Consider the following 11,898-nt stretch of genomic DNA (forward strand, 5'->3'; position numbering starts at 1 on the left):
CGGGCCGCGGTCATCTCGATCGCCACGAGCCTGCAGGAGTCGAAGCTGGAAAACCTGGGTCACCTCGGCGACAAGAATGACCATGACTCGCTGGGTCTGTTCCAGCAGCGGCCGTCCTCGGGTTGGGGTACGCCGGAGCAGATCACCGACCCCGAGTACTCGACCCTGGCGTTCGAGAAGGGCTTGAAGCAGGTTGATGGTTGGCAGGACATGCCGCTGACCGAGGCCGCCCAGACCGTGCAGGTCTCGGCCTACCCGGATGCGTACGCGCAGTGGGAGCAGCAGGCCGCCGACCTCGTCGCCCAGCACTGGAACAGCTGACCCAAGAAGCAAACGCTGGCCGGCACCCCGAACACGGGGTGCCGGCCAGCGGCGTACCCAGAGGGGAAAGACGGCTAGGGACGCGCGGTGATGGACCACGGCGGGCTGGGGGCGAGGGTGACCGGCGCAGGGATCAAGCCTGACCGCCCGGAGCCGGTCACCCTCGCCCCCAGCCCCAAGCGCAACCAAGGTCAGACCCGGAACCCGGCAGCCCGAGCAGCCCGGCGTTCGCGCCGCCGCGAACGACGTCGCCGCAGGAACCAGAAGAGGAACGCCACGAACCCGAGCAGGAACGCCAGCACCAGCACCGGCAGCAGGATCGCCACCACCGACATGACCGCGCTGGTCGCGTCCTCGGCGGTGCTGGCCACCGGGGCACCGAACCCCGCGGTGGTCGCGTTGATGACCGGCCGGGCCGCCGACTTGAGCAGGTGCACGCCGAGCGCGATGAGGACGCCGACCACGACCGGCACCCACTGGTGTGAGGAGAAGAAGGTGTCCGGGTCGCTGACCGTGACCGTCTCCGAGCTGGAGCCGGCGCCGAAGGCCAGCCCGCCGGCGGTGGGCCGGACCACGGTCTGCACCACGTCGTTGACGTGGTCGACCACCGGCACCTTGTCGGCCACCACCTCGACGGCGAGCAGCACGGCGAGGATCAGCAGGACCCAGCCGTTGCCCAGCCACTGCCAGCCGCCCGGCAGCTCCATGAGGTCGGTGTAGCGCGCGAGCAGACCCATCAGCAGGAGAGGGATGTAGGCGTTCAGGCCCGCCGAGGCGGCGAGGCCGGAACCGGTGAGGGCTTCGAGCACGATCTCAATATCGCACCGGTACACCAGTGGCGCTCGTCGGCGATGGCCGGGTGCTCCGCTACCCTCGTCGGGTGCGGTTGGTGATTGCGAAGTGCTCGGTGGACTATGTCGGACGGCTCTCGGCACACCTGCCGCCGGCCACCCGGTTGCTCATGGTGAAGGCGGACGGGTCGGTGTCGATCCATGCCGACGACCGGGCGTACAAGCCGTTGAACTGGATGAGCCCGCCGTGCCGGCTGGAGGAGGCCCCCGGCGTGTGGCGGGTGGTCAACAAGGCCGGCGAGGAGCTGCGCATCACCCTGGAGGAGATCTTCCAGGACACCTCGTACGAGCTGGGTGTCGACCCGGGCCTGCGCAAGGACGGCGTCGAGGCGCACCTGCAGGAGCTGCTGGCCGCGAACCCGGAGACCCTCGGTGAGGGCTTCACCCTGGTGCGGCGGGAGTACATGACCGCGATCGGCCCGGTCGACCTGCTCTGCCGGGACGCCAACCAGGGCGCGGTGGCGGTCGAGGTGAAGCGGCGCGGCGAGATCGACGGCGTCGAGCAGCTCACCCGCTACCTCGAGCTGATGAACCGCGATCCGCTGCTCGCCCCGGTCACCGGGGTGTTCGTCGCGCAGGAGATCAAGCCGCAGGCCCGGGTGCTCGCCACCGACCGTGGCATCCGCTGCGTGGTGGTCGACTACGACAGGCTGCGCGGCATCGAGCGCGATGAGCTGACCCTGTTCTGAGCCGGCGGGCCGGGGTCGTCAGCGGCCCCGGCCGTACATCAGCTTGGCGGCTTTGACCAGGCGCGCGACGTCGGCCGGGGTGCGCTCGAAGGTCATCGAGGGCAGCAGTGACCGGGCCCGGCGGCGGGTGATCGACTTGGCCCGGCCGAACTCGCGCAGCCCGTCCTCGCCGTGGATGCGGCCGAAGCCGGAGTCGCCGACCCCGCCGAACGGCAGCGTGGACATGCCGGCGAAGGTCAGCGCCGAGTTGACCGAGGCCATCCCGGAGCGCAGCCGCCGCGCGACCGCCACGGCCCGCTTGCGGCCGAAGACCGAACCCCCGAGACCGTACGACAGGGCGTTGGCCCGCTCGACGGCCTCGTCCACGTCGCGGACCCGGTTGACGGTCAGGGTCGGCCCGAAGGTCTCCTCACGCACGGCGGTCGAGTCCTCCGGCACGTCGACCAGCACGGTCGGGTGCACGTACGGCGGCTGGACCGCGTCGGGGCCGCCGAGCACCGGCCGGCCGCCGCGGGCCACCGCGTCGTCGATGTGCCGGCGGATGACGTCGACCTGGGACGGCATGGTGATCGGGCCGATGTCGGCGCCGTCGGGGCCGACGGTGAGCCGGCCGGCCTTCGTCACCACTTTGTCGACGAAGGCGTCGAAGATCTGGTCGACCGCGTAGACCCGCTCGATGCCGATGCAGGTCTGGCCGGCGTTGGTCAGCGCGCCCCAGACGCACGCCTCGGCGGCGGCGTCCAGGTCGGCGTCGCTGTCCACGATCATGGCGTCCTTGCCGCCCGCCTCCAGCAGCACCGGGGTGAGCGTCTCGGCGCAGGCGGCCATCACCTTCTTGGCGGTGGCGGTCGAGCCGGTGAAGGCCAGCTTCGCCACCCCGGAGCGGCACAGCGCCGCCCCCACGTCGCCGAGCCCGTGCACCGCCTGGAAGACGGGCTGCTCCGGCACCACCTCGGCGAACCGGTCCACCAGCCACTGCCCGACGGCCGGGGTGTACTCGCTGGGCTTGAACACCACCGCGTTCCCGGCGGCCAGGGCGTACGCGGCGGAGCCGATCGGGGTGAAGACGGGGTAGTTCCAGGGGCCGATCACGCCGACCACCCCGTACGGCTGGTATTCCAGGTGGCCGGTGAACTCGGCGAGGATCAGCCGGGAGCGGACCCGGCGCGGCCCGAGCACGCGGCGGGCGTTGCGGGCGGCCCAGTCGATGTGCTCCAGCGCGGTGAGGATCTCCACCACGGCGTCGCCGACCGGCTTGCCGCCCTCGGTGTGCACCAGGTCGGCCAGTTCCTCCATCCGGCGGGCGAGCACTCCGCGCCAGCGCAGCAGCCGGTCGCGCCGGCCGGCGAAGCCCAGCCCGGCCCACCAGTCGCCGGCGGCACGGGCCCGCTCCACCGCGGCCCGCACGTCCGCCTCGGTCGCCACCGGGAGTCGCCCGGCCTCCGCGCCGGTCGCCGGGCTCGTCGACACCAGTTGGCCGTCCTCGATGAGCGGGGTTCCCGGGACATGCACAGCCGTCATGGCCGAAGTCTAGACCCGAGCGTTACTCATCGGTAGGTCCCGCGCGGCCCGTACTCTGCCCAGGTCGCGGTGTCGCGGGCCCGGCGGGATCGACGGCCGTGCCGCCCATTGAACCGGCGACGCCCGCCGAAACGGCGAACAGGAGATGGCCGGCCGGGGTCACAGGGGTGACCGCGCGGTGGTGGGAGCGATTACCGTGAGGTGGCAGGCTGACGCCGCGGAGCGACGGTGGGGTGGAGGTCGACTGTCCATGGAGAAGCATCCGGAACTGATGCCGCTGCTGACGGTGTCGGGCGGGGCGATGCGGGGGCTGAGTTTCCGGGTCGGTCGGGATCCACAGCTGGTCGGCCGGGCGCCGAGCGCCGACATCGTGCTGGCCGACCCGCACCTGAGCCGTCGGCACGCCACGGTCCAGGCCACCCCCGACGGGGTGGTGCTCACCGATCTCGGCTCGACCAACGGCACCTGGCTCAACGACCAGCGGATCGCCGGCAGCGTGCCGCTCGCCGACGGCGACGTCATCCGGCTCGGCCGCACCGACCTGCGCTTCTTCGACCCGGGCGTGGCCCGGACCGATCCGGTCGGGATGAGCTTCGGGCAGCCGCGCCGCGACCAGCGGCCCACCCTGCCACTGCCGGTCCCGCCGGCGCCCCGGCCGCCGGTCGAGGCGCGCGGCACGCTGCCCCTGGTGGTCGAGGCGCACCGCTGACCCGGAGTTCCGCCACACCCTCCCGCGGCGCCGGATGGCGGCCGCCCACATGGACCGGTCGCGGACGGCCGTGCCAGCATGCGCGGATGCGGAGCGAGCGACACACCGTCCACGCCAACGGCATCACCCAGGCGGTCCGGGTGGCCGGCCCGCCGGACGGCGTGCCGGTGCTGCTGGTGCACGGCAACGTGTCGTCCGCCGCGTTCTGGGAGCCATTGTTGCCCCGGTTGCCGGAGACGCTCCGGGTGGTCGCCCCCGACCTGCGCGGATACGGCGAGACCGACACCGCCCCCGTCGACGCCACCCGGGGCCTCAGCGACTTCGCCGACGACCTGGCCGCGCTGCTCGACGCCCCCGGGCTGTTCGCCCCCGGCGCCCGGCCGGTGGTCGTGGGGCATTCGCTCGGCGGCGGGGTGGCGATGCGGCTGCTGGTCGACCGCCCGGACCGGGTGGCCGGGCTGCTGCTGGAGGCGCCGGTCTCCCCGTACGGCTTCGGCGGGACGCTGGACCTCGACGGCACCCCCACCACGCCCGACTTCGCCGGCACCGGCGCGGGCACCGCGAACCCCGACTTCGTGGCCCGGCTGGCCGCGCGGGACCGGGGTGCCGACGGCCCGACCAGCCCGCGCAACGTGCTGCGTTCGGCGTACGTGGCCGACCCGGCGTCGCTCGGCGGGGACGAGGAGCTGCTGCTGGAGAGCATGCTGACCACCGCCACGGGGGACGACAACTACCCCGGCACGGCGGTCGCCTCGGCGCACTGGCCGGGCACGGCGGCGGGGGAGCGCGGGGTGCTCAACGCGCTGGCGCCGGCCCACTTCCGGCTCGCCGACGAGCTGGTCGCCGTCCCGGCCAAGCCGCCGGTGACCTGGGTACGCGGCGACGCCGACGTGATCGTCTCGGACACCTCGCTGTTCGACCTGGCGTACCTGGGGTCGCTCGGGGTGGTGCCCGGCTGGCCGGGGGCGGCGGACTGCCCGCCGCAGCCGATGGTCGGCCAGACCCGGGCGGTCCTCGACGGGTACGCGGCGGCCGGCGGGACGTACCGGGAGTTGGTGCTGCCCGGCTGCGGGCACAGCCCGCACCTGGAGCGGCCGGCCGAGTTCGTCGCCGAGCTGCTGGCGCTCGCGGGGGTACCGACGGGGGTCTGACCGGCGCGGTGCGTGAAATATCCCACGGCGTCTCGACAACGCAGCGTCACGTGGCAGACTCCGGCGCATAACCTTAGCGGCCGTTCATGTCGGCAACGGCGGAGTACACCAAGGGGAGGCCGGTCGTGGCGCGCGAGTTCACCAGTGTGGGCGTGGTGGGTCTGGGCACCATGGGTGCCGGCATCGTCGAGGTGTTCGCCCGCAACGGCATCGACGTGGTGGCCGTCGAAATCTCTGCGAACGCCCTGGAGCGCGGCCGGACCACCCTCACCGGCTCGACCGACCGGGCGGTGGCCAAGGGCAAGCTCGCCGAGGCCGACCGGGACGCGCTGCTGGCCCGGATCGACTGGCAGGTCGGGCTGGACGCCCTGCACTCGGTGGACCTGGTGATCGAGGCGGTGCCCGAGCACCTGGACCTGAAGCAGCGGATCTTCGCCGAGCTGGACCGGGTCTGCAAGCCCGGGGCGATCCTGGCCACCAACACCTCGTCCCTGAGCGTCACCGAGATCTCCGTCGCCACCACCCGGCCGAACCAGGTCATCGGCATCCACTTCTTCAACCCGGCGCCGGTGATGAAGCTGGTCGAGGTGGTCCGCACCGTGGTCACCTCCGCCGACGTGGTGGCCGACGTGGAGGCGCTCTGCGGGCGGCTCGGCAAGGTCGACGTCACCATCAGCGACCGGGCCGGGTTCATCGCCAACGCGCTGCTCTTCGGCTACCTGAACCACGCGGTCAGCATGTTCGAGGCCCGCTACGCCACCCGCGAGGACATCGACGCCGCCATGAAGCTGGGCTGCGGCCTGCCGATGGGCCCGCTCGCGCTGATGGACCTGATCGGCCTGGACACCGCGTACGAGATCCTGGACACCATGTACCGGCGCGGCGGCCGCGACCGCCGGCACGCCCCGGTGCCGCTGATCAAGCAGATGGTCACGGCCGGTCTGCTCGGCCGGAAGTCCGGCCGCGGCTTCTACACCTACGAGCGGCCGGGCTCCCCGGTGGTCGTACCCGACGAGCACACCCCGGTGACCACGGGCGCCGCGCTCGCCGACGGCGCCCGGGCGATCGCCAAGGTCGGCATCGTCGGCTCCGGGACCATGGCCACCGGCATCATCGAGGTGTTCGCCAAGGCCGGCTACGAGGTCATCTCGGTGACCCGGGGCGCGGAGAAGTCCGCCAAGGTCTGCGAGGCGGTCAAGACCTCGCTGAACAAGGGCGTGGTGCGGGGCAAGCTCAGCGAGACCGACCGGGACGCCGCGCTCGGCCGGGTCACCTGGTCGGCCACCCTGGACCACCTGGCCGACGTCGACCTGGTGGTCGAGGCGGTGGTCGAGGAACTGAGCGTCAAGAAGGCCCTCTTCGCCAGCCTCGACGAGATCTGCAAGCCGGGCGTCGTGCTGGCCACCACCACCTCGTCGCTGCCGGTGATCGACGTGGCGATGGCCACCCAGCGGCCGGCCGACGTGATCGGCCTGCACTTCTTCAACCCGGCGCCGATCATGCCGCTGGTGGAGATCGTGCAGACCATCCGCACCTCGGCGGAGACCAGCGCCACCGCGCGGGCGGTCTGCGCGGCGCTGGGCAAGACCGGCGTGGTCTGCGGCGACCGGTCCGGCTTCATCGTCAACGCGCTGCTCTTCCCGTACCTGAACGACGCGGTGAAGATGCTGGAGGCCAGCTACTCGACGGCCGACGACATCGACCACGCCATGAAGCTCGGCTGCGGTTACCCGATGGGCCCGTTCGAGCTGCTCGACGTGGTCGGCCTGGACGTCTCGCTGGCCATCCAGCGGGAGCTCTACCTGGAGCTGCGCGAGCCGGGCTTCGCCCCCGCGCCGCTGCTGGAGCACCTGGTCACCGCCGGCTACCTGGGCCGCAAGAGCGGCCGCGGTTTCCGCGACCACACCAAGCGCTGATCCGGGTCAACACCGGGCGCCGGTGACGGCGTCTTCAGGGCGTGACCTTCGAGGAGTACGTCGGCAGCCGCGGCCCGGCCCTGTTACGCCTGGCCCGGCTGCTGACCGGCGACGAGCACCGCGCCGAGGACCTGACCCAGGACGTCCTGGCCCGCGCGTACGTGCACTGGCGGAAGATCGCCCGGGCCGACCGGCCCGACGTGTACGTGCGGCGGATGCTGGTCAACGCGAACACGTCGTGGTGGCGCCGGCGGTCCAGCCGGGAACTGGCCGTGGACACCTTCGCCGAGCGGCCCCAGCGCGGTGACCTCGGCGGCGAGGCGGCCGACCGGGACGAGATGTGGCGGCTGATCCGCGCCCTCCCCGACCGCCAGCGCGCCGTGCTGGTGCTGCGCTACTACGAGGACCTGGACGACGCGACCATCGCCCAGATCCTCGACTGCTCGCCGGTCACCGTCCGCACCCACGCGATGCGGGCGCTCGCCCAACTCCGGGAGCGCTGCGGCGTCCCGACGACCAAGGGGAGCCGGCCGTGACCGACCTCGACCAGCGGATCACCTCGGTGCTGCGGGAGCGCGCCGAGGGGGAGACCGACACCCATCGGCTGCTGCGGGAGTCCCGCGCCCTCGGACGGCGCCGGCAGGTGCGCCGCCGGGTCGCCGCCGGCACCGCGCTCGCCCTGGTGGGCGTCGTCGGCTTCGCCGGCGTGACCGGAACGGACGTCGGCGGGCTGTCCGGGCGGCTGCCCTGGGCGGCCGCGACGCCCGACGTCGCCGCCCCGCTGCCGCCCAGGGCCGACGGGGTGCCCGGCGCCGCCCAGCGGCCCGACCTGGTGGGCACCGACACGACGGTGCTGCACCTGGGCGTGGACACCCGCAAGGCCCGCTACCTGGGGTGGGCCGTCTACGGCTCAGCCCAGGTGGAGTCGATCCGGATGAGTGTGGGGGGCGGCCGGCCGGTGCTCATCGAGGTGAGCCGCTCCGCGCAGGAGGTCGACGAGCTTCTGCTCAACGGCCTCCCCGCCGAGCAGGCCGCGATCCCGGTGACCTTCGACGGCGCCGTCCGGCAGTTCCGGAACGGCGCCGGCGGTCTGGTCAAGGGCTGGCAGCCCGTCCCCGGCCTGTACGCCCGGGCGAGCATGCTCGGCGACGCCGATCGGGGCACGCTGGCCAAGGCCGTGGACGCCCTCCGCTGGGGCGAGGCGCGCCGGTGCGATGCGCCCCTGCGGCTGGGCGTGCTGCCCCAGGGTGCGCGGCTGAGCGCCTGCTCCGTCGACGCCACGGCCTTCCCCCGAGGTCTCCACGTCGAGCTCACCCTCTACCGGGCGCCGTCCGCGACCATGTGGGTGCGGTTGCAGTACGGGTCACAGATCGCGGTCGACCGCGCCGACAGCAACCGCACGGTCGGTGGCCGTCCCGCCTACCTCTATCCGGACGGCACGAAGCTCGATCTGCTGGGCATTCCGAAAGCACACCTGACCGCCGACTTCGGCTGGCCGCTGCCGCGCAATCACGGGCACGAGGGCCAGTCGGCCTTCACGGAGGCGGACGCGACGACCGTGCTGGCCGGGGCGCAGGTGGCGACGGACCTGACCGATCCGGAGACCTGGAAGTGAGATCCGCCGGCCGGAGCCGCCCGACCCGGGGCGGTCCGGCCGGCGGACCGTACGCTTGGTGACCGTGAGCCCCCGTCGCAACCGTCCCCGCCGAGACGAGAAAACCCACCTGGACGCCGAGCGGGCACGCCAGGGCGTGCCGACCGTCCAGCAGTGGCGCGACGGCGACTGGCAGGTTCGCGGCATCACCGGCGGGGCGTCGGTCAAGACGTACCGCTGCCCCGGCTGCGACCAGGAGATCCGCCCCGGGGTGGCGCACGTGGTGGCCTGGCCGGCCGACGACCGGGGTGACCTGACCGACCGCCGGCACTGGCACAGCGGCTGCTGGGGGGCGCGGGACCGGCGCGGGCCGAACCTCCAGCGCGGCCGGGGCGCCCCCCGCCACGGCTGAGCGATCTGGATCACGCTGTTTCCGCCCCGGCGGGCGGCGCGGGCGGCGGCGCGGGAGACTGGGACGGTGAGCAAACCGATCCGTGCGTCGTCGATCCTGCCCGGCCGCCGGGAGGACATCGAGCTGCACACCGCCGACGGGCTGACGCTGGTCGGCGAGCTGGCCCGGCCGCTGGACCGGGAGCCGGCCGGCACCCTGGTCTGCCTGCACCCGCTGCCCACCCACGGCGGCATGATGGACAGCCACGTGTTCCGCAAGGCGGCCTGGCGGCTGCCCGCGCTGGCCGACCTGGCCGTGCTCCGCTTCAACACCCGGGGCACCAGCAGCGTCCGCGGCACCAGCGAGGGGGCCTTCGACGCCGCGGTCGGCGAGCGCTTCGACGTGGCCGCCGCCATCGAGTACGCCGAGTTCCACGAGCTGCCGAACATCTGGCTGGTCGGCTGGTCGTTCGGCACCGACCTGGTGCTGAAGTACGGCTGCGACCCGGCGGTGGCCGGAGCCGTCCTGCTCTCCCCGCCGCTGCGCTTCTCCCAGCCCGAGGACCTGACCGTCTGGGCCGAGTCCGGCCGGCCGCTGACCGCCCTGGTTCCCGAGTTCGACGACTACCTGCGCCCCGAGGAGGCCCGGCAGCGCTTCGCCGCGGTGCCGCAGGCCGAGGTGGTCGGGGTGCCCGGCGCCAAGCACCTCTGGGTCGGCGACGCGGAGACGGTGCTCAACGAGATCGTCAGCCGGGTGAACCCGGCCGTGCCGGTACCGCTGCCGACCACCTGGGACGGCCCGATGGAGACCGGCGACGCCAGCGCGTACGCCGACCGGACGGTGGCTGCCTTCGCCGACACCCCGGTGGCCGGGCCGGAGCAGCGCCGCGCCGGCTGACGGTCAGCGGGACTCCTGCCGGGGCAGCACCACCTCGCGCAGGATGAGCTGGAGTGCGGCCACCGTGGGGATGGCGATCAGCGCGCCGACCACGCCCAGCAGCGACACTCCGAGCAGGGCTGCGAGCAGCGCCGCCACCTCGTTGACCGAGACCGCCCGGCGCATGATCTTCGGGTAGATCAAGTAGTTCTCCACCTGCTGGTAGACCAGGAAGAAGCCCAGGCAGGCGACGCCGACCGGCAGGTCGGTGGCGAGGCCGACCAGGGTCACCACCACGGCGCCCAGGGTCGCCCCGATCTGCGGGATCAGGTCGGTCACCGCGACCACCACGGCCAGGGCGAAGGGGTACGGCAGCCCGACCACCAGGGCGAACACGAAGGTGCTCGCCCCGGCCAGCACCGCGATGGTCAGCGCCCCGACCATGTACGCGCCGACCCGGGTCAGGATCTCGTCGCCGATCAGGCGTACCCGCTGCCGGCGGGACCGGGGCACCAGCGCGTACCCGAGATCGCGCAGCTTGTTGAAGTAGGCCAGGAAGTAGATGGTCAGCACCAGCACGGTCAGCGCCCGGAAGATGGTGCCGAAGATGAGCTGCGCCCCGCCGAGCACCCCGCCGAGGGCCCGGCCGATGGTGTCCGCGTTGGCCGCCGACTGGACGCGCCGCATCACGTCGTAGCGCTCGACGAGGTCGTTGACCGTGGGGTTGCGGCGCAGGTCGTCGACGTAGCCGGGCAGATGCTCGATGAACTGCCCGGACTGGGTCACCACCGGCGGCACCAGGGCGAGCAGCCCGCCGACGATCAGCAGCAACACGGTCAGCGTCACCACCGCCACCGCGAGGCCGTGCGGCAGCCCCCACCGGCGCAACCGGACCACCGCCGGGTGCAGGCCGACGGCGAGGAAGAGCGCGATCACCACCAGCACCAGGATGCCGGCCGAGTTCCGTACGCCCAGGAAGGCCGCGTACGCCAGCAGCACGCCGAGCGCCCCGGTGAAGCCGACCAGGAAGCTGCTGCGCCGCAGCGGCCGGCCCGGTACGCCGAACCGCCCGCTCGGCTCGAACTCGGCCGGCTCGGTCTCCACGACGACCTCGGCCAGCTCGGGCTTGCCGCCTGGTTCGTCGGTGGCGACGGGTTCTCGCGCACCGGCCGGTCCTGGGCTGTCGGCCCGTGGTGCGCTGTCGGCCCGTCCTGCGCCGTCGGTCAGGTCCTGGGCGTCGGGGCGGCGGGAGGTGGCGCCCGTGTCGCGAGGATCCGGTTCGGAGCGCAACGCGTCGAGCGGGTCGTCGTCCGGGGCGGCGGATCCCTCCTGCGACACCCGTGCCTCCCCGGCTCCCCGCTCCGGCCCGGCGGAGCGCCCCTGCGGCGGACCGTGAGCACCGGACGGGTCCTCGACGGCGCGGCCCTTCTGTCCCCGCAGGTTAGCGGTCGACGCCCGCTCCGACCAGCCCCTCCGCCACTTCCCGTCACCCCTTGCCCGCACGCTCAGCGGCGGCCCCCGCCTGCTCGCCGAGGTGGGACTGTTCCCGGCCGTCAGGCCCGCCGGTGCTGCGGCAATGCAGGACCTGGCGGGCCGCTGCCCGGATCGGCGGCGGGTCAGTCCGTGTCGACGGTGACGGTGCTCGGTTTGGCGCTGCGCTCGTCGGTGGTCGGCTTGGTCGGACGCTTGCCGTTCTCGCCGGTGCTGGTGATCTTCGTGGAGGTGGCGCCCCGGCCGCCCTCGCCCGGCACGGCGGCCACGGTCGGCTCGCCGTCCACGCCGGCGCTGGCGCCGGAACCGTCCATGGTGGTCACCGGCTCGGCGACCGGGCGGGCCTTCGCACCGTCCGCCGCCGGCTCGCCGGTCTCCGTCGCCGCCT

The 11,898-nt window shown here is 73.4% G+C and carries 11 protein-coding genes and 2 pseudogenes; 9 read left to right on the top strand and 4 right to left on the bottom strand.

Annotated features, from left to right (window positions below):
* A pseudogene (locus tag B0E53_RS26280) lies at positions 1-321 on the top strand (hypothetical protein); the annotation flags it as partial.
* A 191-nt stretch (positions 322-512) separates the two neighbouring features.
* Here the strand turns inward: B0E53_RS26280 and B0E53_RS26285 are convergent.
* Positions 513-1,130, bottom strand: a complete 618-nt coding sequence (locus B0E53_RS26285; protein WP_107078495.1) for a DUF4126 domain-containing protein — start codon at positions 1,128-1,130, stop codon at positions 513-515.
* Between the two features lie 71 nt (positions 1,131-1,201).
* On the opposite strand from B0E53_RS26285, the gene nucS reads away from it, so the two are divergent.
* Entirely contained in the window at positions 1,202-1,861 is a 660-nt protein-coding gene (nucS, locus tag B0E53_RS26290) for an endonuclease NucS (protein ID WP_107078496.1), read from the top strand.
* Positions 1,862-1,879: 18 nt separating this feature from the next.
* On the opposite strand, the gene B0E53_RS26295 is transcribed toward nucS, so the two are convergent.
* Complete coding sequence (locus B0E53_RS26295) at positions 1,880-3,382, bottom strand: aldehyde dehydrogenase family protein (protein WP_107078488.1); 1,503 nt, start codon at positions 3,380-3,382, stop codon at positions 1,880-1,882.
* A 250-nt stretch (positions 3,383-3,632) separates the two neighbouring features.
* On the opposite strand from B0E53_RS26295, the gene B0E53_RS26300 reads away from it, so the two are divergent.
* From B0E53_RS26300 to B0E53_RS26330, 7 genes are all read left to right on the top strand, one after another.
* Positions 3,633-4,091, top strand: coding sequence for an FHA domain-containing protein (locus B0E53_RS26300; protein WP_107078489.1), 459 nt, complete (start codon positions 3,633-3,635; stop codon positions 4,089-4,091).
* A gap of 86 nt (positions 4,092-4,177) precedes the next feature.
* Entirely contained in the window at positions 4,178-5,242 is a 1,065-nt protein-coding gene (locus tag B0E53_RS26305) for an alpha/beta hydrolase (protein WP_107078490.1), read from the top strand.
* A gap of 125 nt (positions 5,243-5,367) precedes the next feature.
* Positions 5,368-7,158, top strand: coding sequence for a 3-hydroxybutyryl-CoA dehydrogenase (locus B0E53_RS26310; protein ID WP_107078491.1), 1,791 nt, complete (start codon positions 5,368-5,370; stop codon positions 7,156-7,158).
* A gap of 41 nt (positions 7,159-7,199) precedes the next feature.
* Complete coding sequence (locus B0E53_RS26315; protein WP_107078492.1) at positions 7,200-7,694, top strand: SigE family RNA polymerase sigma factor; 495 nt, start codon at positions 7,200-7,202, stop codon at positions 7,692-7,694.
* Positions 7,691-8,773 carry a hypothetical protein gene (locus tag B0E53_RS26320; RefSeq protein ID WP_107078493.1) on the top strand — a complete coding sequence of 361 codons (1,083 nt, stop codon included), beginning with the start codon at positions 7,691-7,693 and terminating at the stop codon, positions 8,771-8,773. The genes B0E53_RS26315 and B0E53_RS26320 overlap by 4 nt, the downstream gene beginning before the upstream one ends.
* 58 nt (positions 8,774-8,831) lie before the next feature.
* Positions 8,832-9,164, top strand: a complete 333-nt coding sequence (locus B0E53_RS26325) for a hypothetical protein (protein ID WP_107078497.1) — start codon at positions 8,832-8,834, stop codon at positions 9,162-9,164.
* Between the two features lie 66 nt (positions 9,165-9,230).
* The gene (locus B0E53_RS26330) at positions 9,231-10,040 is read left to right on the top strand and encodes an alpha/beta hydrolase (protein WP_107078494.1); all 810 of its coding nucleotides are present in this window, start codon (positions 9,231-9,233) and stop codon (positions 10,038-10,040) included.
* 3 nt (positions 10,041-10,043) lie between these two features.
* Here the strand turns inward: B0E53_RS26330 and B0E53_RS26335 are convergent, their stop codons facing one another.
* On the bottom strand, positions 10,044-11,138 hold the full coding sequence (locus tag B0E53_RS26335) for an AI-2E family transporter (RefSeq protein WP_107078498.1): 1,095 nt from the start codon (positions 11,136-11,138) through the stop codon (positions 10,044-10,046).
* A 497-nt stretch (positions 11,139-11,635) separates the two neighbouring features.
* A pseudogene (locus tag B0E53_RS26340) lies at positions 11,636-11,898 on the bottom strand (hypothetical protein); the annotation flags it as partial.

The sequence above is a fragment of the Micromonospora sp. MH33 genome (assembly GCF_003013775.1).
GTDB lineage: Bacteria > Actinomycetota > Actinomycetes > Mycobacteriales > Micromonosporaceae > Micromonospora > Micromonospora fulviviridis.

What these genes read in the sequence shown, in the direction of transcription:
- B0E53_RS26295 (WP_107078488.1), bottom strand. Translation starts at nt 3,382, where the DNA reads ATGACGGCTGTGCATGTCCCGGGAACCCCGCTCATCGAGGACGGCCAA.
- B0E53_RS26300 (WP_107078489.1), top strand. Translation starts at nt 3,633, where the DNA reads ATGGAGAAGCATCCGGAACTGATGCCGCTGCTGACGGTGTCGGGCGGG.
- B0E53_RS26305 (WP_107078490.1), top strand. Translation starts at nt 4,178, where the DNA reads ATGCGGAGCGAGCGACACACCGTCCACGCCAACGGCATCACCCAGGCG.